Annotated in this window: 21 protein-coding genes and 1 pseudogene; 8 read left to right on the forward strand and 14 right to left on the reverse strand. The window is 59.1% G+C overall.

Annotation, left to right across the window (positions count from 1 at the left end):
- Positions 1-19 precede the first annotated feature (19 nt).
- Both ACA060_RS21890 and ACA060_RS21895 read right to left on the reverse strand, forming a co-directional pair.
- Positions 20-364 carry a YciI family protein gene (locus tag ACA060_RS21890; RefSeq protein ID WP_497313147.1) on the reverse strand — a complete coding sequence of 115 codons (345 nt, stop codon included), beginning with the start codon at positions 362-364 and terminating at the stop codon, positions 20-22.
- A gap of 81 nt (positions 365-445) precedes the next feature.
- Complete coding sequence (locus ACA060_RS21895; RefSeq protein ID WP_497313149.1) at positions 446-871, reverse strand: YybH family protein; 426 nt, start codon at positions 869-871, stop codon at positions 446-448.
- 141 nt (positions 872-1012) lie between these two features.
- On the opposite strand from ACA060_RS21895, the gene ACA060_RS21900 reads away from it, so the two are divergent.
- Positions 1013-1498 (forward strand): GNAT family N-acetyltransferase, encoded by a 486-nt coding sequence (locus ACA060_RS21900; RefSeq protein WP_497313152.1) that lies wholly within the window; start codon positions 1013-1015, stop codon positions 1496-1498.
- Positions 1499-1505: 7 nt separating this feature from the next.
- Positions 1506-2111, forward strand: coding sequence for a pyridoxamine 5'-phosphate oxidase family protein (locus ACA060_RS21905; protein WP_497313154.1), 606 nt, complete (start codon positions 1506-1508; stop codon positions 2109-2111).
- A gap of 131 nt (positions 2112-2242) precedes the next feature.
- Here the strand turns inward: ACA060_RS21905 and ACA060_RS21910 are convergent, their stop codons facing one another.
- The 3 genes from ACA060_RS21910 to ACA060_RS21920 all read right to left on the reverse strand — a co-directional run bounded on the left by ACA060_RS21910 (position 2243) and on the right by ACA060_RS21920 (position 4263).
- The gene (locus ACA060_RS21910; protein WP_497313156.1) at positions 2243-2731 is read right to left on the reverse strand and encodes a GNAT family N-acetyltransferase; all 489 of its coding nucleotides are present in this window, start codon (positions 2729-2731) and stop codon (positions 2243-2245) included.
- Between the two features lie 315 nt (positions 2732-3046).
- The gene (locus ACA060_RS21915; protein WP_497313158.1) at positions 3047-3532 is read right to left on the reverse strand and encodes a GyrI-like domain-containing protein; all 486 of its coding nucleotides are present in this window, start codon (positions 3530-3532) and stop codon (positions 3047-3049) included.
- Between the two features lie 68 nt (positions 3533-3600).
- Positions 3601-4263 carry a LysE family translocator gene (locus tag ACA060_RS21920; RefSeq protein WP_497313160.1) on the reverse strand — a complete coding sequence of 221 codons (663 nt, stop codon included), beginning with the start codon at positions 4261-4263 and terminating at the stop codon, positions 3601-3603.
- A 139-nt stretch (positions 4264-4402) separates the two neighbouring features.
- On the opposite strand from ACA060_RS21920, the gene alaC reads away from it, so the two are divergent.
- Entirely contained in the window at positions 4403-5620 is a 1218-nt protein-coding gene (alaC, locus tag ACA060_RS21925) for an alanine transaminase (protein ID WP_109634179.1), read from the forward strand.
- Positions 5621-5729: 109 nt separating this feature from the next.
- Here the strand turns inward: alaC and ACA060_RS21930 are convergent, their stop codons facing one another.
- Together ACA060_RS21930 and ACA060_RS21935 are read right to left on the reverse strand one after the other, a co-directional pair.
- Entirely contained in the window at positions 5730-7082 is a 1353-nt protein-coding gene (locus ACA060_RS21930) for a GntP family permease (RefSeq protein WP_497313162.1), read from the reverse strand.
- Between the two features lie 82 nt (positions 7083-7164).
- A complete protein-coding gene (locus tag ACA060_RS21935) occupies positions 7165-7698 on the reverse strand; it encodes a gluconokinase (protein WP_497313164.1) in 534 nt (177 codons plus the stop codon).
- Between the two features lie 215 nt (positions 7699-7913).
- On the opposite strand from ACA060_RS21935, the gene gntR reads away from it, so the two are divergent.
- On the forward strand, positions 7914-8945 hold the full coding sequence (gene gntR / locus ACA060_RS21940; protein ID WP_497313166.1) for an HTH-type transcriptional regulator GntR: 1032 nt from the start codon (positions 7914-7916) through the stop codon (positions 8943-8945).
- 81 nt (positions 8946-9026) lie between these two features.
- On the opposite strand, the gene ACA060_RS21945 is transcribed toward gntR, so the two are convergent.
- Positions 9027-9899, reverse strand: a complete 873-nt coding sequence (locus ACA060_RS21945) for a LysR family transcriptional regulator (protein WP_497313167.1) — start codon at positions 9897-9899, stop codon at positions 9027-9029.
- A 121-nt stretch (positions 9900-10020) separates the two neighbouring features.
- Here ACA060_RS21945 and ACA060_RS21950 point away from each other — a divergent pair, with 121 nt between their 5' ends.
- The 3 genes from ACA060_RS21950 to ACA060_RS21960 all read left to right on the forward strand — a co-directional run bounded on the left by ACA060_RS21950 (position 10021) and on the right by ACA060_RS21960 (position 11832).
- Positions 10021-10452 (forward strand): PACE efflux transporter, encoded by a 432-nt coding sequence (locus ACA060_RS21950; RefSeq protein WP_497313168.1) that lies wholly within the window; start codon positions 10021-10023, stop codon positions 10450-10452.
- A 57-nt stretch (positions 10453-10509) separates the two neighbouring features.
- Positions 10510-11142 carry a glutathione S-transferase family protein gene (locus ACA060_RS21955; RefSeq protein ID WP_497313169.1) on the forward strand — a complete coding sequence of 211 codons (633 nt, stop codon included), beginning with the start codon at positions 10510-10512 and terminating at the stop codon, positions 11140-11142.
- Between the two features lie 159 nt (positions 11143-11301).
- The gene (locus ACA060_RS21960) at positions 11302-11832 is read left to right on the forward strand and encodes a hypothetical protein (protein WP_497318332.1); all 531 of its coding nucleotides are present in this window, start codon (positions 11302-11304) and stop codon (positions 11830-11832) included.
- Positions 11833-11977: 145 nt separating this feature from the next.
- Here ACA060_RS21960 and ACA060_RS21965 read toward each other — a convergent pair whose 3' ends face one another.
- The 3 genes and pseudogenes from ACA060_RS21965 to ACA060_RS21975 all read right to left on the reverse strand — a co-directional run bounded on the left by ACA060_RS21965 (position 11978) and on the right by ACA060_RS21975 (position 14555).
- A complete protein-coding gene (locus tag ACA060_RS21965) occupies positions 11978-12547 on the reverse strand; it encodes a methyl-accepting chemotaxis protein (protein WP_497318334.1) in 570 nt (189 codons plus the stop codon).
- Positions 12521-13375 (reverse strand): annotated as a pseudogene (locus tag ACA060_RS21970) (PAS domain-containing protein); the annotation flags it as partial. The gene ACA060_RS21965 and the pseudogene ACA060_RS21970, both read right to left, overlap by 27 nt.
- Before the next feature lie 283 nt (positions 13376-13658).
- On the reverse strand, positions 13659-14555 hold the full coding sequence (locus ACA060_RS21975) for a LysR family transcriptional regulator (RefSeq protein WP_109634196.1): 897 nt from the start codon (positions 14553-14555) through the stop codon (positions 13659-13661).
- Positions 14556-14654: 99 nt separating this feature from the next.
- On the opposite strand from ACA060_RS21975, the gene gstA reads away from it, so the two are divergent.
- Positions 14655-15254 (forward strand): glutathione transferase GstA, encoded by a 600-nt coding sequence (gene gstA / locus ACA060_RS21980; RefSeq protein ID WP_497313170.1) that lies wholly within the window; start codon positions 14655-14657, stop codon positions 15252-15254.
- Between the two features lie 141 nt (positions 15255-15395).
- Here the strand turns inward: gstA and ACA060_RS21985 are convergent, their stop codons facing one another.
- The 3 genes from ACA060_RS21985 to ACA060_RS21995 form a co-directional block, all read right to left on the reverse strand.
- Positions 15396-16409, reverse strand: a complete 1014-nt coding sequence (locus ACA060_RS21985; RefSeq protein WP_497313171.1) for an ABC transporter substrate-binding protein — start codon at positions 16407-16409, stop codon at positions 15396-15398.
- The gene (locus ACA060_RS21990; protein WP_497313172.1) at positions 16406-16939 is read right to left on the reverse strand and encodes a sigma-70 family RNA polymerase sigma factor; all 534 of its coding nucleotides are present in this window, start codon (positions 16937-16939) and stop codon (positions 16406-16408) included. Before ACA060_RS21990 ends, ACA060_RS21985 begins: the two co-directional genes overlap by 4 nt.
- A 227-nt stretch (positions 16940-17166) precedes the next feature.
- Entirely contained in the window at positions 17167-17958 is a 792-nt protein-coding gene (locus ACA060_RS21995; RefSeq protein WP_497313173.1) for a phosphate/phosphite/phosphonate ABC transporter substrate-binding protein, read from the reverse strand.
- Between the last annotated feature and the right edge of the window lie 35 nt (positions 17959-17993).

Below are 17993 nucleotides of genomic sequence, written 5' to 3' on the forward strand. Positions count from 1 at the left end.
CCTGTCTTGTGATTGTTATTCAGGGATTCAACTGGCGAACGGGCCGCACCTCGACACTGCCGACCCGGGCCGCCGGGATGTTGCCGGCGACCTGGATCGCTTCGTTGAGGTCCTTGGCATCGATCAGGTAGAAGCCGGCCAACTGCTCCTTGGTTTCGGCGAACGGGCCATCGGTGATCGACAGTTTGCCGTTGCGCATGCGTACGGTGGTCGCGGTCTGCACCGACTCCAGCGCCTCGGCCGCGATCATCCGGCCGCTGCCCTCGATCGCCTCGGCGTAGGCCATGCACTCGGCGTCATGGGGACTGTCCGGCTGCGAGTGCAATTGCTGTTCGTTGCTGTAGACCAGGCATAGGTACTTCATGTGGGCTCTCCCGGATCGAACTGATCAACTATGGCTGCTGATTGGCGTTTTGGCGCTGCTTCCCGATAAACAGCCTGACGATCAGGGTTCCAGATTGAACAGCGCCGTGCCGCTCGTCATGTCGAACGGGGCCGACCAGTGTTCGTGGACGATGCGCCATTCCCCGGCATCGCGCCGATAGCAGGCGGTGACGCGCATCCAGCAGGCCTGGGTTTCACCTTGTTCGTTGGTGCCGCCGCAATGGGCCAGCCAGTGGGCGAAGGCGATGTGCTCGTCCGCGACGATGTTCATGTGGTCGAAGTCGAACGTGTGCGCGCCCTGGCACATTTCCATGCACTCCTCCCAATGCGCGCGGTAAGCCGCCTTACCCCGGAATTGCAGGGCCTTGACCGCGTCGTAGGAGACGATGTCGTCGGCATACAACGGCATGAGTTTCTCGACGTTCTTGGCGATGACCGCTTCACGATAGGTGTCGATCAGGGCCTGGATTTCATGGGTTGCGTTCATGGTGGTTCTCCGTGGTTTTTGTTGTGAAGACACCTTTAGTCGTCTGGCGCACAGCCAATTCGACAGTCGAAATAAAAATAATCCATGAACGCAAACTCGCTAGAATCCGAAACACATTTACGTTGGAAAAAGGACACTCCAGTGACAACCCGACTCGTGCCTTACGAAAGCCTGAACGCGCACCAGCGCCAGCAGGTCGAGGCCATCGAAGTTCATAAAGAACAGATCAAATTCTCCGGCGACATCCACGGCGCGTTGCACACCTTGCTGTCCAAGCCCGGCCCCGGCGTCGAAGGATTTGCGCTGCTGGCCGAGGAGGTTCCAGTGGCCTTCCTGCTGCTCAAGCGCCCGCCCGTGTTACCGGCGTGGGCCGATGAGCACAGTGCGACCTTGCATGCGTTGCAGGTCGATCATCGCGCTCAAGGCAAAGGTTATGGGAAGGCCTGCCTGCAAGCCCTGCCTGACGTCGCTCGCCAGGCGTTTCCGGAGATCAAGGCACTGGAATTGTCGGTGGATGCAGACAACGAGGCCGCCATCGCGCTTTATGCAAAATTTGGCTGGGTCGACAGCGGCGAAGCGTACAGGGGCCGGATCGGTTATGAACGGCGAATGAGTCTGATTTTCTGAGGTGGTTATGCTCGACAGCATCGAAGCACTGGAAGCGATCTACGGCCAACCCCACGATCGCGCCGTGCGCAAGCAGATTCCGTTTCTGAACAAGGACTATCAGGCGATGATCCGCGCCTCGCCGCTGGTGATCATCAGCTCGGTTGGCCCCGATGGTATGGACGGTTCGCCCCGGGGCGATACGCCGGGTTTCGTGCGGATCATTGACCCGCAAACCCTGGCGATCCCGGATCGGCCGGGCAACAACCGCATCGATACGCTGCGCAATGTGGTGCTCGATTCACGGGTGTCACTGCTGTTCATCATTCCAGGAATCGGCGAGACGTTGCGGGTCAACGGCACGGCTAAGATCAGCGCGGAACCGGCGTTGCTGGAAAGCTTCGCGGTGAACGGCAAACCGGCGCGCACGGTGATGCTGGTGACCGTGGAAGCGGCGTACTTCCATTGCTCGAAAGCGATGGTGCGTTCGGATGTGTGGAACCCCGAGAAGCATCTGGATCGATCAGCGTTGCCGACGGCGGGGGCGTTTCACAAGCGCTTGAATGACGGGCAGTTCGATGCCGAAACGTATGACCGGGAAGCGCCGGCGCGGGTGCGGGATAGCCTCTATTAGAATTGATCAGGATTGCCTTCGCGGGCAAGCCTCGCGCCTACAGGTTCGCGTCGATGTGAAATGTTGTGTTCGACTCAATCGTGTAGGAGCGAGGCTTGCCTGCGAAGGCCATTCACGCCACACCGCTTCAATCAGAGCGTCAACACCATCTCATGCCACGCCATGCCGCCATGGTCCGAAGCTGAAGGCTTGATGTAGGCAAACCCGAATCCGGCATACAGCGGAATGTGCCGTTCTTTGCACATCAGGTGGAGGGTGGTCTTGCCCATCGCCCGCATGCGCTCGATGAATTCGCCCATCAAACGCTTCGCCAGCCCCCGCCCCTGATAATCCGGGTGCACCACCACCGACATGATCACCACATGCGGCCCGGCCGGGTCGTGGCCGATCAGTTCCTTGAACGCTTCGTCTGACATTTCCACTTCAAACGCCGCACCGGAATTGATGAAACCGGCTACAACGCCGTCCACTTCGGCGACGATGAAACCCTCGGGCCAGGTGGCGATGCGGGTAGCGATTTTCTCGCGAGTGGCGGCTTCGTCGCCTTCATAGGCAACGGTTTCGATGGCGAAGCAGCGGTCCAGGTCGGCGGGGGTGACGTGGCGGATGACGGTGTTCATGGCAGCTCGGATTCAGCGTGGGAAAGGCTGGGGATCATAAATTAATAAGGTGTTCATATCGATCACTGCTGACGTCGTAAAGCCTTCGTATAGGCGCTTTCATTGCCGATCGGTTCGGATTATTGGTGTTGCCTGTCTCTGACCATCAATAGGGGGAACACACCATGAGCAGCGTTCAGATCGGCCTTCTCTTGCTGTTGGGCATCAGCACGTTTGGCTTTGTGACGTTGTCGATTGACGTGTTGCGAGCGCGACGGATGAAGCAAGGCAAGTGACGTTCAAGAGGCGGACCCGGTCCGCCTCTTGATGCGCTCGTCAGGCTTTGAGCGGTAGCCAGATTTCCAGAACGCCGGTATTGAGCTTCGGGTTGAAATCTTCGCTGTAGCGTTCGAACTCCGGGGCGTCTGCCGCTTCTTTACCGGACTGCGGCAGCCAGGTTTTCCAGATGTACTGAAAGGTCGCGGGTAACTGGTCCAGCGAGCCTTTGTGCTCGAACACCGCGTAATGCTGGGGCTGAACTTCGACCCAGCGGTACTTGTCGGGCAGGTCGTCGAGTTTGTCGATTTCGATGCCGGCGATGTATTCAAAACCACCTTTGCCATCAGGATTGCAGCAGATGCCGTAGGTCACTTCGCTTTTTTGGCCGGGGATCTTGCCAATCTCGGGAATGAATTTTTCCCAAAGCGCTGGGATGTCTTTGGTTGTACCTGCGGTAAATCGACCACCGAGGCCTGCTATCAGCAGGAAGTGCCCGTGTTCAAAGCGTGGTTCGGCCGGTTTTACGCCTGTTTGCTCATCCATGACTCAACTCCTGAGACGAAAAAAGTGGGTTCGGCTGGGAGTATAGAAGCCAAACCCGATTCGCCCAATTACAGGGCGTGCAACTGCTCGACGGCGCTGCTGCCAACGAACTCGTTATAACCCGATAGGATCACGTAGACCGCGAAATAGCAGAAGATCGCCGCCGATGCCATGTAGGAGTAACGCAGCAGTTTGTCCCCCAGCAACTTGCCTCCATGGCTCGCGGCGAAGCACAACGCGACACACCAAAGCACCCCGGCGCACAGAAAACCACCGAGAAACAACGCAGAGCTGACGGCATCACCGCCACCGGAACGCGCGATCAGTGTGCCGCCTACCGCCGCGAACCAGAGAATGGCGCTGGGTGATGACATGGCGAGGAAGATCCCACGGAAAAACTCCTTTCGGTGAGAGTTCTGCCCCACTTCGGCGGACTGCGCCAGCACTGCTTCATGGTGAATCGCCGAATAAATCATCTTCGCCGCGAAATACACCAGCAACGCCGAACCGCCGATCCACAGAACCCAGCGCACGGTTTCGTATTGCAGCAAAACGGTCATCCCCGCCAGCGCCAGCACCGCGTAAATCAGGTCACCGACACAGGTCCCCAAGCCCAAAGCAAAGCCTTGAAAATAGCCGCGTTGCATGGCCAACGTGATCATCGCGATATTGGCCACGCCGATATCCAGGCACAGCGAAAGGCTCAGCAGAAAGCCGCTGGTAAATTCCATCAACCGGGTTCCTTCGGACAAATTTGTTTACATAGTCGCTGGACAGTGTGCCATACCAGCCCTTATCTTCCGCAACAGGCCACCGCAGTGGCCAGCGTCGCTCGGACGGTTCCGGGCGCTCACGTTATCCGAGGCACCAATGGCTAACCCAGGTTCGCCGCGCCGTTTTGCGCGCATAGATCGACTCCCCCCTTACGTATTCAACATCACTGCCGAGCTGAAGATGGCCGCCCGTCGTCGTGGCGAAGACATCATCGACTTCAGCATGGGCAACCCTGATGGCCCTACTCCGCCGCACATCGTCGAAAAACTGGTGACCGTCGCCCAGCGCGAAGACACCCACGGTTATTCGACGTCCAAGGGTATTCCGCGTCTGCGCCGAGCGATTTCCAACTGGTACAAGGATCGATACGCGGTCGATATCGACCCGGAAACCGAAGCCATTGTCACCATCGGCTCCAAGGAAGGCCTGGCGCATTTGATGCTGGCCACCCTCGACCAGGGCGACACCGTGCTGGTGCCGAACCCGAGCTACCCGATTCACATCTACGGTGCCGTGATTGCCGGCGCCCAGGTGCGTTCGGTGCCACTCATCCCGGGCGTGGACTTCTTCGCCGAACTGGAAAGCGCCATTCGCGGCTCGATCCCGAAACCGAAAATGATGATCCTCGGCTTCCCGTCGAATCCCACCGCGCAGTGCGTGGAACTGGATTTCTTCGAGCGCGTGATTGCCCTCGCCAAGCAGTATGACGTTTTGGTGGTGCACGACCTGGCTTACGCCGACATCGTCTACGACGGCTGGAAAGCCCCCTCGATCATGCAGGTGCCGGGCGCCAAGGACATCGCGGTGGAATTTTTCACCCTGTCCAAGAGCTACAACATGGCCGGCTGGCGCATCGGTTTCATGGTCGGCAACGCCGAACTGGTCAACGCCCTGGCGCGGATCAAGAGTTACCACGACTACGGCACGTTCACCCCGCTGCAGGTCGCGGCCATTGCGGCGCTGGAAGGTGATCAGCAGTGCGTCAAGGACATCGCCGAGCAGTACCGGCAGCGTCGCAACGTGCTGGTCAAAGGCCTGCATGAACTGGGCTGGATGGTCGAGAATCCGAAAGCGTCGATGTACGTCTGGGCGAAGATTCCAGACGCCTATGCGCACCTGGGCTCGCTGGAGTTTGCCAAGAAGATGCTCGCCGAGGCCAAGGTCTGCGTCTCGCCGGGTGTCGGGTTTGGTGAGTATGGGGATGATCATGTGCGCTTTGCGCTGATCGAAAACCAGGACCGGATTCGTCAGGCTGTGCGCGGGATTCGCGGGATGTTTCGGGCGGATGGGCTAGTTACTAAAACCAACGCCTGACACAAAAAACTGTGGGAGCTGGCTTGCCTGCGATGGCATCAACTCGGTTCGAAGTCAAACCGAGTCGCCTGCATCGCGGGCAGGCCCGCTCCCACATGTTTTGCAGTGTTTAGACGAACATCGACAGCAGCAGGATAAAGCCCAGCGCAACGATGGACAGGATGGTTTCCATCGCGGTCCAGGTCTTGAAGGTTTCCGCCACGGTCATGTTGAAGTACTGCTTCACCAGCCAGAAACCCGCGTCGTTGACGTGAGACAGGATCAACGAACCGGCACCGGTGGCCAGCACCAGCAGCTCACGGTTCACACCCGGAATCATCCCCACCACCGGCACCACGATACCCGCGCCAGTAATGGTCGCCACGGTCGCCGAACCGGTCGCCACGCGAATCACCGCCGCTACCAGCCAGGCCAGCAGGATCGGCGAGATTTGTGCGTTGACCGCCATGTGGCCAATCACGTCACCCACACCGCTGGTGACCAGCATCTGCTTGAAGCCACCACCGGCACCGATGATCAGAATGATCGCGGCGGTCGGCGCGAGGCTGGCGTCGAGCAATTTCAGAATCTTGTTGGAACCCATGCCCTGACGATGGCCGAAGGTGTACAGCGACAGCAGCAAAGCCAGCAACAGCGCCGAGATCGGGTGACCGACCAGGTCCATGAAGGAGCGCGCGAAATTGCCTTCCGGCAGCACCACATCGGCAAAGGTCTTGAGCAACATCAGGAACACCGGCAGCAGCACGGTGATCAGGGTGATGCTGAAGCTCGGCAGATCGGCCGATTCAGGCTCACGCGCCAGTTGATCCACCAGTTCCTGGTTAGGATGACCGGGGATGTATTTGGCAATGAACGTGCCGTAGATCGGACCGGCAATAATGGCCGTCGGCAGCGCAACAATCAGACCGTAGAGAATGGTTTTACCGATGTCGGCACCGAACACGCCAATGGCCAGCAACGGACCCGGGTGCGGCGGAACCAGACCGTGCACGGCGGACAGACCGGCCAGCAGCGGGATGCCGATCTTGATGATCGACACGCCGGTACGCCGGGCGACGATGAACACCAGTGGGATCAGCAGTACGAAACCGATTTCGAAGAACAGCGGAATGCCGACCAGGAACGCGGCGAACATCATCGCCCACTGCACCTTGTCCTTGCCGAACGCACGAATCAGCGTCTGGGCAATCTGATCCGCCCCGCCCGACTCGGCCATCATTTTGCCGAGCATCGTGCCCAGCGCGAGGATGATCCCGACGAAACCCAGCACCCCGCCGAAGCCGTCCTGGAACGCCTTGATGATGGTGCCGATCGGCATGCCGGAGGTCAGCCCGAGAAAGGCTGCGGCGATGATCAGGGCAATGAAGGGGTGGAACTTGAACTTGGTGATCAGGACGATAAGCCCGATCACCGTGACCACTGCATCGAGCAGCAGGAACGTCTCGTGGGACATGCCAAACATTAGGGGTGTCTCCTGGTTGTTGTTGTTATTAAAGCGAGTAAGTCGAAAGCCGTAAGGACAGCGCTATCTTTTCTGGCAAAACTCATACGGCTTGTTTCAGGCCATGAGCCTGCCACCAGTCATGGGCTTGCTTCGCCAGTTGCTCGACGCTGTGGTTCGAAGCGTCCAGAGCCAGGGTCAAGGGCTCGCCAACGGGCGATTCAAGGGTGGCGAACTGGCTGTCGATCAACGTCGACGGCATGAAGTGGCCCGGCCGATGGGAGACGCGATCAGCGGCGACTTCCGGGGTCAGTTCAAGAAACACGAAGCCCAGGCCCGGCAAGGCGCTGCGCAGGCGTTCGCGGTAAATGTGTTTGAGGGCCGAGCAAGTCAGCACCGGGCGCTGGCCTTGGGCGTCAACGCGGCGCAGTTCATCGCACAGGCTGTCGAGCCAGCCGGCACGGTCGTCGTCGTTCAGGGGGATCCCCGCGCTCATCTTTTCGATATTGGCGGCAGGGTGGAAAGTGTCGCCTTCAATGGCGGTCGCGCCGCTGAGTTGGCACAAGGCCTCGCTGACGCAAGTCTTGCCGCAACCGGCAACGCCCATGATGACCAGGGCGGTGATGGATTGATTCATGTAACACCTCAGCGCGCAGACAGCGCTACCTTTGCCAGTTGTGACACTTGAACAAAAGTAGAAGTTGCCGACGCCTTCTTGTCATTTTTGTGGGTTGCAGCATGTTCGTTCCCAATGCCAAAAAGCGGGGATCAGGCAAACCCCGCTCACGCATTTGCAGCTGCATCGAGACAGCGCTACCTTAGTGCCTCGAATTTTGTTTGGCAAGCCGTCCGATGATCTCTCCTAAAAACGATAAAAATACGCGCACCACTGGCCGCCCTACCCTGAACGAAGTGGCGCGCCTGGCCGGTGTCAGCCCGATCACCGCCTCCCGCGCCCTGCGCGGCGTCAGCACGGTGGCCACCGAACTGGTGGAAAAAGTGCAGAAAGCAGCCGCTGAACTCAACTACGTGGTCAACCCTGCCGCCCGCGCCTTAGCCTCGGCCCAGAGCCATTCGGTGGTGGTTCTGGTGCCTTCGCTGTCCAACCTGCTGTTCATCGATACGCTGGAAGCCATTCATCAGGTTTTGCGTCCCAAGGGCTTCGAAGTGCTCATCGGCAACTTCCATTATTCGCGTGACGAAGAAGAAAACCTGCTGCGCAATTACATGGCGTATCAGCCGCGTGGCCTGCTGCTCACCGGTTTCGACCGCACGGAAAGTTCGCGCCGGATGATCGAGGCGAGCAACATTCCGTGCGTGTACATGATGGAACTGGACAGTGCGGCCGGGCTCAATTGCGTGGGTTTTTCGCAACTCGCTGCGGGTGAAACGGCGGCGCAGCATCTGCTGTCCCGTGGCCGTAAACGCCTGGCCTACATCGGCGCGCAACTGGATCAACGCACGTTGCTGCGTGGGGAGGGTTTCCGCAAAGCCCTGCAAAAGGCCGGTCTGTATGACCCGGGCCTGGAAGTGCTGACGCCACGGGCTTCATCCGTCGGCCTGGGCGGCGAGCTGTTTCTTCAATTGATGGCCAGTCATCCTGATGTGGATGCGATCTTCTTCGGCAACGACGACCTGGCCCAGGGCGCACTGCTTGAAGCCATGCGCTGCGGGATTAAAATCCCCGAACGTGTAGCGATCCTCGGTTTCAACGACCTACCCGCCTCGGCGCATATGGTGCCGCGACTGAGCAGCATCAGCACCCCGCGCGAGGCGATTGGCCGGCGTTCGGCGGAGTTGATGCTGATGTTGCTGGCGGGGAATCCGGTGGCGAAACCGGTGCAAGACATGGGGTTTGAGTTGAAGGTGCGCGAGAGCACCTGATACCGCCTTCCAGCTGAAATGGATGATGTCAGTCACTGCGCCTTCGCGAGCAAGCCCGCTCCCACCGGAATCACCGCATGCTCAGCGTCCCATCAACTCCACAAACGCCAACGCGCCTTTCTGCAACGGCTGGCTCTTGAGCCACACCGCGTGCACCGGCAGCACCAAACCGTTCTCGATGTTGCGGAAACTCAGGCGCTTGAGCCTTCCGGCATCGAGCAAAGGCTGCACCACCGACAACGGAAAATTGCCCCAGCCCAACCCGGCTTCGACCATGTCCAGCGCCATGGCCAGGGTGTCAGTGCGCCAATAGGATTCGCCCACCAAGGGCCGGGTTTCACTGATCGGCAAGTCACAACTGGCAACGATGATTTGCCGCACGTGAACCAGATCCTCCAGAAACAGATCCTCGCCCTGAAACAGCGGATTGTCAGCCGCCAGCGTGGCGATCATCCGCTCTGTACCGACGAACTGGAATCGCTCCAGCACGTTCATGCTCAACCCGGCGAACGCCAGGCAAACACTGACGCGGCCGCTGTGGAGCATCGCCAGCACATCGTCCTGGGGCGCGCTGAGTACTTCTATTTCCAGCAGCGGATGACGCTCGGCGATGACCTTGATCGCGGCCAGCAAACGGCGCTTGTCGAGGTCTGCCACGACGCCAATCGACAACTTGCTTTCCAGCCCCAGCGACAGTTCGATCGCATGCACTTGCAGCTGCTTGAGTTGTTCGGCGATCAACCGCGCGTGCGGCACCAGCGCGCTGGCCATCGCCGTCGGCACCGGTTCGCGATGGCTGCGATCGAACAGCGGATAACCGAGCTCGGCCTCCAGATTGGCAATGCTCATGCTCACCGCCGACGGCACTTTACCCAACGCACGCGCTGCCGCGGAAAACGAGCCGCGCTCGATCACGGCAAGGAACAACTCGATGCTGTCGCTGTTGAAATTCATCCCTCGTCCTATCAATAAAACTGAAAGCTACTGACTTTTTCTGTCAGCTCTATTGAAGCTATCTTTCGCCGCCTTCGCCAGTGCTCCTGGCTTCAAGTTCGCAAAAAAGAGGCAAATCTGCATGCAAGGCGTTAAACGCAAACTGGTCTACGTGTCGCTGTACGAAGTCATCGGCATGACCTTCTCGGCTCTGGGCCTGGCGCTGTTGTCCGGCACCTCGCCGGGCAGCACCGGCCCGTTGGCGGTGATCATCACCACCATCGCGGTGACCTGGAATTTCATCTACACCTCGTTGTTCGAACGCTGGGAAAGCCGCCAGCCATCGCGCACGCGCACCGTTAAACGGCGCATCGCCCATGCCGTGGGATTTCAACTAACCTTGATAGTGTTTCTCATCCCGCTGATCGCCTGGTGGATGAACATCAGCCTGGTGCAGGCCTTCCTGCTGGACTTGGCGCTGATCATTTTCATCCCGTGCTACACCTTCGCGTTCAACTGGCTGTTTGATCGCACCTTTGGGTTGCCGGCCTCGGCATTGCCGGATCCGGTTTGAAAACCGCGCAAGGTCTGTCAGATTCCTGAAGCGTCGAATCGCTAACGGAGTAGCTCAATGGAACATGCACTGAAAATCCTCGGCAAAGCGTCATCCATCAACGTCAGAAAGGTCCTGTGGACCTGTGAGGAACTGGCTGTTGCTTACGAACGTGAGGACTGGGGCGGCGGTTATGCGTCCACCCACACGCCGGAGTTTCTCCGGCTCAATCCCAATGCCCAGGTGCCGGTGATCATCGACGACGCGGGCGTGCTGTGGGAGTCCAACACCATCTGCCGCTATCTGGCCGGCAAGCACCACAACACCGAGCTGTTACCGCACGACCCGGCCGCGCGCGCTCGGGTCGAGCAGTGGATGGACTGGCAAGCCACCGAACTCAATGCCTCATGGAGCTACGCGTTCACGGCATTGGTGCGCAAGGATCCGGAGTTCCAGGATCCGCATCACATTGCCGCCGGTGTACGTGGCTGGAACCAGAAGATGGGCATCCTCGAGCACCAGCTCACGACCACCAAAGCGTATGTCGCCGGCCCACGTTTCACCCTGGCCGACATCGTCATCGGACTGTCCGTCAACCGCTGGTTGATGACGCCGATGGAGCGGCCCGACTACCCGGCCATCGACGAGTATTTTCAACGACTGGCACAACGTCCGGGCTTCCTCAAATACGGCTGCAATGGTTTGCCTTGATGCCAATGCTGCTTGCCGCCGGGCGGCAAAGGTTAACCGCAAAACCTGCGCCGCCCGCCTCGAAAAACATGTAACTAGCTGACACATATAGTATTTTTTATATAGGCATACTATTTGCTCAACACACTGCACCACAAACACCTACAAGGTCGACTCACTATGTTGGTCAGTGAAAAACAAATACAAATGATCCCCTTGTCCAAGCGGCCAGGGAAGAACTCGACCGCCGAAGCCGCTGACGGACTTCAGGGTGCGATGCTGCAAACGTTGCAAAGCAACGTTCAGGCGAAAGCTGCGCAGATAGAGCAATCGGCCACCCAAAACGCCACGCAGCAAGTCAGTGAGGCGAGCAGAATCAGCGACAACGTGGATGAAGCCTTCGCGAAAACCCGCGTGGGACTGCAAGCCTCGTCCGCCAAACTTCCAGTCGAGACTCAATTAGCCACGGATGCCTTCAAGGAATACATGAGCAAAACCCCGGAAGAGCGCATGCAAGACGCCATTCTGGAAGAGATGGGTTTGACGAAAGAAGAAGTGGAGCAAATGCCGCCGGAGAAACAGCAGGCGATTGCTAAAGAGATGGCCGAGCGCATGGAGGACAAGATCAAACTGGCGCAGGCCGAGAAAGAAAACGCCAGCAGTGAAAAAGGCAGCAGCCAGGTGGTCGACAAGTTTCTTGCTTCGCTTTAACAGCTGGAACAACGCGACCCGTGTATGAGCTGTCGAGTGAAACGAGGCTGCGATCTTTTGACCTTGATCTTTTAGAAGCAAGATCAAAAGATCGCAGCCTCGTTTCACTCGACAGCTCCTACAGGGGCCGTGTTGTTTGCGCGAATCAGTTTATCTGCAAGGTCGAACTGAACTGACTTATCGCATCCACCACATGTCGCGACCCTTGCTGTATCTCCAGAATCACCTCCCCCGCTTCATTCGCCAGTTCCACCCCAAGTCCGGTTCGGCTCAAGCTCGACTGCATGCTCGATACCGCGCTCAACGACAGATCGTGGTTCCTGCGCACCACGTCGACAATCTCCAGCGTCGCCTGGCTCGTGCGTGCCGCGAGGCTGCGCACTTCATCGGCCACCACCGCAAACCCGCGCCCATGCTCCCCCGCCCGCGCCGCTTCGATGGCTGCGTTGAGCGCCAGCAAGTTGGTCTGGTCGGCGATGCCGCGGATGGTCTGTACGATGCTGCCGATGATGTCGGACTGTTTGCTCACCGCATCAATGCTCAGCGCGGCTTCGTTCAGGTCCCGGGAAATGTCCTGAATGATCTGCACGGTTTGCTGCACCACCTGAGAACCTTTCTGCGCACAGGCATCGTTTTGCACCGACGTGCTGTGCGCCGACTCAGCAGCGGTTTGCAGAGTGGTCACTTGCTGGGTGATGTCACTGGCAAACTTCACCACTTTGTATAGCCGGCCCTTGGCGTCGAACAAAGGGTTGTAAGAGGCTTCGAGAAAAACCGTATGGCCGTATTTGTCTTTGCGCTCGAAACGGTGCGAGTGATATTCGCCGCGATTGAGTGACGCCCAGAACGCCTTGTAAGCCTGCGACTCGGCTTCGGCGCGGTGACAAAACAGGCTGTGGTGCTGACCCACCACTTCGTTGAGCGAGTAATGCATCGTCTTGAGGAAGTTTTCATTGGCTGCGATGACTTTGCCTTCCGGGGTGAATTCGATCACCGCCATGGAGCGACCGATCGCGGCGAGCATGCTCTCTTCTTCATGTTCCTTGTAAACCCGGGCGGAGATGTCAGTGGCGACTTTGATCACGCTTTTCACCTGGCGGTCGGGACCGAACACCGGCATGTAACTGGCTTCAAGCCAGATCTCTTTGCCTTTCTTGTTCAGCCGTAAAAAGGTGCCGCTGACCGGTTCGCCACGGGCCAGGTCTCGCCACAACTTCGCGTAAGCGTCGCTGCGGTAATACGTTTCTTCGCAAAAGATCCGGTGATGTTTGCCGCGCACTTCGTCGGCGCTGTAACCCATCACGCTGCAGAAGTTGTCGTTGGCCTCAAGCACGATACCGTCGGGAGTGAATTCAATCATCGCCATCGAACGGCTGACAGCCGCCAACTTGGCATTGGCTTCGCTCAACGCGCCGCTGTAGCGTTCGATTTCCAGCAGGTCAGCCTTGTGATGTAGGTTAAACATGGTCGTATCACCTTTAGCGCGCTCTTTTGAATGATGAAAGTTCTTTGGCCTTTCAACGGATCCGCCACATCGTTCCATGGAACAGGCACACGCGTTCCTCCACGGGAGGAAGTGTCAGGTGATCAATGATGTTCAATCGGAGAGTCCATGTAGCAACGCTCTTATCAAGACATCCTTCTCTTGATAGCCCGGGACCGGGCCAGCCCTGATGTTTTAATAAGTCATTCCCTTAACCGCACAGCTCCTTGTTGCTCCGTGTCGGTGCCTTGGTTTGGGCACTCTTGCTGCGCCCTCTTCAAATGGCGAGCGACATGATTAGCTACGAGTCAGCTTAGCCAGCCACTTCAGGGACGCAAGGCCACTAGTCGGCCAGTATTGAGGACAAAATCGGTTCAGCGAGCATGTCCAGCAATGCCTGCACCGCTGGCGAGGTTTTTTTATCGGGGGCGGCCACCAGGGCGAACTCGCGATGGATTCGCGGATGCACGGGCACCACGCGCAGGCCTTGGCGATTGCCCGGCAAGGTCATTTCCGGCACCAGGGTGACACCGATGTTTTCGCGCACAAGCGTGAACGCGCTGCTCCATTCACGGACCTCGACCCGCACATCACTCAACTGCAAACCAGCCTCGGCGGCGAGGCTTCGTGCGTTGGTTGAGCAACCGCCCGTGGCCAGCACAAAAGGCTGTTCAGCCAACTCCGCAAGTGTCACGCCCTCCTCGTTCGAACGGCGGGCCAGCGGATGCCCGCCGGGCAGCACCGCCATCCACGCATCGCGCCCCAACCGTCCGGCATTGCGCTCGGGCGGCGGGTTCAACACTACGCCGACATCGACCAGCCCGGCCCCTAGCAGGGCTTCCACTTCATCGTCGCTAACTTCCAGCGCCACCACCTGGATGCCGGGATACAGGCGATTGAACCGGCGCAACAGCGGCGGAAGAAAAGTCGCCAGCACCATGGGAAAACTGGCGAGGCGGATAGTCCCACGCTGGATATCTTTGGCGGCATCGACGGTGCTGCGAATGTTTTCCAGGGCGCCAAGCATCATGCGCGCCTGCTCGATGACCGGCAGGCCGATGGCTGTCGGCAGGGTCTGGCGATTCTCCCGGCTGAACAGCTGAACGCCGAGGGTGTCCTCGATCAACGCCAATGCCTGGCTGGCACCGGACTGGGTCATGCCGACCCGCTCGGCGGCCCGGGTGATGTTGCCGGTGTCCGCCACCGCCACCACCATTCGCCAGTGCATCAGATTCATCATGGCAGTAGCTTTCCTTATGGCAGCGCTCTGAAAGATTAATTTTACCGAGGGTGCCGCGCACTATGACACTGGCGCAAATCCCTCACCAGAGCCCTGCCGATGAAGTTGTATTACGCCCCGAACGCCTGCTCGCTGGCGCCGCACATTGTGCTTCGTGAACTGGATTTGCCGTTCGAATTGATTCGCGTCGATAACCGCACCAAGACCACTGTCGCGGGTGATGACTTCCTGGCGATCAACCCCAAGGGTTACGTCGCAGCGTTACAACTTGAGAACGGCGAGGTGCTGACCGAAGGCCCGGCGATCCTGCAATACCTGGCGAACCTGCGCCCCGAGGCAAACCTTGCGCCGCAGATCGACACGTTCGAGCGGGTGCGGTTGCAGGAGTGGCTGAACTTTGTCTCGACCGAGATTCATGGTGGCCTGGGCTGGCTGTTTAATGCCGGGTTTCCAGATGAGGTGAAAGCGCTGATCAAGGCGAAGTTGTTCAAGCGGTTGGCAGTGCTGAGCGAGACGCTGGAGCGCCAGGAGTATTTGATGGGTGATTTCAGCGTGGTTGATGCGTATTTGTTTACGGTACTGCGTTGGGCACCACTGTTTGCGATTGATCTGGGCCAGTGGCCGGCCTTGGTGCGGTTTCAGTCCAGGATTGACCAGAGGCCAACCGTCAAGGCGGCGTTGGCGGCTGAATCCTTGTAAGCCTTGAGACCATCGCGGGCAAGCCCGCTCCCACAGGGATCGTCGGTGAACACACTATTGGTGTACAACCGAGGTCCACTGTGGGAGCGGGCTTGTTCGCGAATGCGGTGGCTCATGTACCGCAAAATCATCAGGAGACAACTACAAACTCGCACTCACTCTGGTCGCCACCTCCCCCGGCACCCAGGCTTTCCAGATCTGCGGCTGATCGCGCAAAAACGCCTCGGCCACCTGACGCGGTTGCTGGCGTTTTTCACTCATCTGCCCCAGCGTCTGGTTCAGCAGATCAATCGGGAAATCGACCTTTTCAAAGAACGCCACCAGGTCCGGGTACTGCGCCTTGAAAGGCGCCGAGACGCCAATCGCCAGGCTCGCCGGCATCGAGCGCGTACCTTTAGGGTTTGGATTTTTCGCATCGGCCAAGGTCTTCCAGGCTTCGGCATCGAACGGCGGCTCGTCGAGCTTCACCAGTTTGAAACGGCCCAACAGCGGCGTCGGCGACCAGTAGTAGAACAGCACCGGTTTGCCGCGGCGGATCGACGAAGCGACTTCGGCATCCAGCGCCGCGCCGGAGCCGGTGCGGAAGTTGACGTAGCTGGCGGTCAGGTCATAGGCCTTGAGTTTCTGACTGTTGACGATCTCCGAGGTCCAGCCGGTCGGGCTGTTGAGGAAACGTCCGCGGCTCGGGTCTTCCGGGTCACGGAACACGTCCTTGTAACGGGCCAGGTCGGCAACGGATTTCAGCTCAGGAGCCAACGGTTTGATGCCGCGCTCGGGGTCGCCCTTGATTACGTATTCCGGCACCCACCAACCTTCGGTGGCGCCCTTGACCGTGTCGCCCACACCAAACACCTTGCCCTCGGCGGACGCCTTGACCCATGCCGGACTGCGCCCGGCCCATTCCTCGCCGATCACCTGAATGTCGTTCTTGGCCAACGCCGCTTCGAGGCTGACGGTGCTGCCCGGCAAGGTATCGGTCGGGTAGCCGTAACCCTTCTCGACGATCAGCCGCAGGATTTCGGTGATCAGGCTTCCACTCTCCCAGGTGATGTCACCGAAGTGAATCGGTGCGGTTTTTTCGGCTGCCGGAACGTGGCTGGCCACCAGGCTCAGGGCCAGCAGCGAACTGCCGAGCAGGGTTTTGATCGATCTCATGCGGACCTCTGGGTCAGGGGTTGGTTGGCGCTGTGCTGGGCGCACAAGGCGTGGGTGCGGGTCATGTAAACGCTGACCGAGCGTTGGGAAATACCCAGTTCGGCGGCGATTTGCGGGTAGGTCAGGCCGTCGACACGGGACATCAGGAACGTCGCCCGGACCTTGCCCGGTATGCGGTCGAGGGCGCGGTCCAGGCTCTTCAGGGTTTGGGATAGCTGCAGCAAATCCTCAGGCGAGCGTCCACCGACAAGGTCGGCCTGCTGCAGTTGTTCCAGGTGTTGGCGTTCCAGGTCGCGGCGACGCCAGAGCTGATAAACCAGGCGACGGGCGATGGTGGTGAGCAAGGCGCGAGGTTCGCGGATGGGTGTCAGCGCTGGCGACTCGAGCAACTGTACGAAGGTTTCGGCGGCGATGTCTTCGACGCTGGCGTTGGTGCCCAGATGTCGGCGCAAGCGTGCGCACAGCCACGGGTAATGAGCGCGGAACAATCCGCCTACGTTGTTTTGATGGGATGCGTCGGTGCCGGACATAGAGGCTCCAAGGGTTAGGGTTCGCTGAATGTCCGGTGATCCGGTGGCGAGATCCTAGCAAGGCGCCTTATTCTTTAATAATACTTAAAAAGTATTTTTATATTCTATTAATGCATTAAGCAGTTGACAGAACGCAGCCTCGTTTCACTCGACAGCTGCTACAGATGGACACCAATCTCCCGTAGCAGCTGTCGAGTGAAACGAGGCTGCGTTCTTTTCGCTCCCCCCTACCGCAATCGCCCATACCCCAACGCTTCAGCCTCCTGCTCATAGTCGAGAATGACTTGATAGTCGTTCTCGGTGGCCGGCAACACTTCCTGCAGGCCGAGGATTTGCGCGACATCGGGCAACTCATGCAATGAGGTGTTCATCACCTGCCGAAGCGCTTCAACCTGTTCATCGGTCAGCGTCGCCGCCGTGATGTACGGCAAGGTCGGGCTGAACGCACTGCGGGCCACGACGCGCAGGCCGGCGACCTCTTTGTCGGCATGCCGCGCCAGGTAGGCGAAGGTCACACTGTCGATGGCCGCCAGGTCTGCAAGCCCTTCGCGCAGCCAGCGCAGACTTTCGCGGTGGCTGCCGCTGATGGCGACACTGGAAAAGAACTGTCCGTCGCGATGCAGTGGCGCCAGTCGGTGCCGCAACAGGTTCATGCCGCTGTTGGAGTCTTGGCCATTGATCACCCCGCGACTGCCGCGCAACTCAAGCAAGGTTCGCCGTGGGTCATCGGCGCGGCTCAGCAGCAGGCTGCAATGGTTGCCGCCATCGCTGTCGGGAAGTTCATAGCGCGGCCGACCGATGACCCGGACTTTGCCGCGCAAGGTGGTCATCAGCGGGTAGCCGCAGGTTTGGGTCAGCAGCACATCCGGCGATAACCAGAGTTCGGGCAGCGACAGGCCTTCGGCACTCAAACGGGAATGGCCCAGGTGATCGAGGATGCGCGAGAGCCAGCGTTCGTTCGCCGCGCGGATCGGCTCGGGGGCGACGTACATCAGGAGTTCAGCGAGGTGTTGTGTCATCGAAATCTTCCCATACAACGATAATCCCCTGTGGG

Source organism: Pseudomonas sp. LBUM1671, assembly GCF_059695685.1.

Excerpts from the sequence above, each read along its gene's own strand:
- ACA060_RS21890 (WP_497313147.1), bottom strand. The coding sequence starts at position 364 with ATGAAGTACCTATGCCTGGTCTACAGCAACGAACAGCAATTGCACTCG.
- ACA060_RS21895 (WP_497313149.1), bottom strand. The coding sequence starts at position 871 with ATGAACGCAACCCATGAAATCCAGGCCCTGATCGACACCTATCGTGAA.
- ACA060_RS21905 (WP_497313154.1), top strand. The coding sequence starts at position 1,506 with ATGCTCGACAGCATCGAAGCACTGGAAGCGATCTACGGCCAACCCCAC.
- ACA060_RS21910 (WP_497313156.1), bottom strand. The coding sequence starts at position 2,731 with ATGAACACCGTCATCCGCCACGTCACCCCCGCCGACCTGGACCGCTGC.
- ACA060_RS21915 (WP_497313158.1), bottom strand. The coding sequence starts at position 3,532 with ATGGATGAGCAAACAGGCGTAAAACCGGCCGAACCACGCTTTGAACAC.
- ACA060_RS21920 (WP_497313160.1), bottom strand. The coding sequence starts at position 4,263 with ATGGAATTTACCAGCGGCTTTCTGCTGAGCCTTTCGCTGTGCCTGGAT.
- alaC (WP_109634179.1), top strand. The coding sequence starts at position 4,403 with ATGGCTAACCCAGGTTCGCCGCGCCGTTTTGCGCGCATAGATCGACTC.
- ACA060_RS21930 (WP_497313162.1), bottom strand. The coding sequence starts at position 7,082 with ATGTTTGGCATGTCCCACGAGACGTTCCTGCTGCTCGATGCAGTGGTC.
- ACA060_RS21935 (WP_497313164.1), bottom strand. The coding sequence starts at position 7,698 with ATGAATCAATCCATCACCGCCCTGGTCATCATGGGCGTTGCCGGTTGC.
- gntR (WP_497313166.1), top strand. The coding sequence starts at position 7,914 with ATGATCTCTCCTAAAAACGATAAAAATACGCGCACCACTGGCCGCCCT.
- ACA060_RS21945 (WP_497313167.1), bottom strand. The coding sequence starts at position 9,899 with ATGAATTTCAACAGCGACAGCATCGAGTTGTTCCTTGCCGTGATCGAG.
- ACA060_RS21950 (WP_497313168.1), top strand. The coding sequence starts at position 10,021 with ATGCAAGGCGTTAAACGCAAACTGGTCTACGTGTCGCTGTACGAAGTC.
- ACA060_RS21955 (WP_497313169.1), top strand. The coding sequence starts at position 10,510 with ATGGAACATGCACTGAAAATCCTCGGCAAAGCGTCATCCATCAACGTC.
- ACA060_RS21960 (WP_497318332.1), top strand. The coding sequence starts at position 11,302 with ATGTTGGTCAGTGAAAAACAAATACAAATGATCCCCTTGTCCAAGCGG.
- ACA060_RS21975 (WP_109634196.1), bottom strand. The coding sequence starts at position 14,555 with ATGATGAATCTGATGCACTGGCGAATGGTGGTGGCGGTGGCGGACACC.
- gstA (WP_497313170.1), top strand. The coding sequence starts at position 14,655 with ATGAAGTTGTATTACGCCCCGAACGCCTGCTCGCTGGCGCCGCACATT.
- ACA060_RS21985 (WP_497313171.1), bottom strand. The coding sequence starts at position 16,409 with ATGAGATCGATCAAAACCCTGCTCGGCAGTTCGCTGCTGGCCCTGAGC.
- ACA060_RS21990 (WP_497313172.1), bottom strand. The coding sequence starts at position 16,939 with ATGTCCGGCACCGACGCATCCCATCAAAACAACGTAGGCGGATTGTTC.
- ACA060_RS21995 (WP_497313173.1), bottom strand. The coding sequence starts at position 17,958 with ATGACACAACACCTCGCTGAACTCCTGATGTACGTCGCCCCCGAGCCG.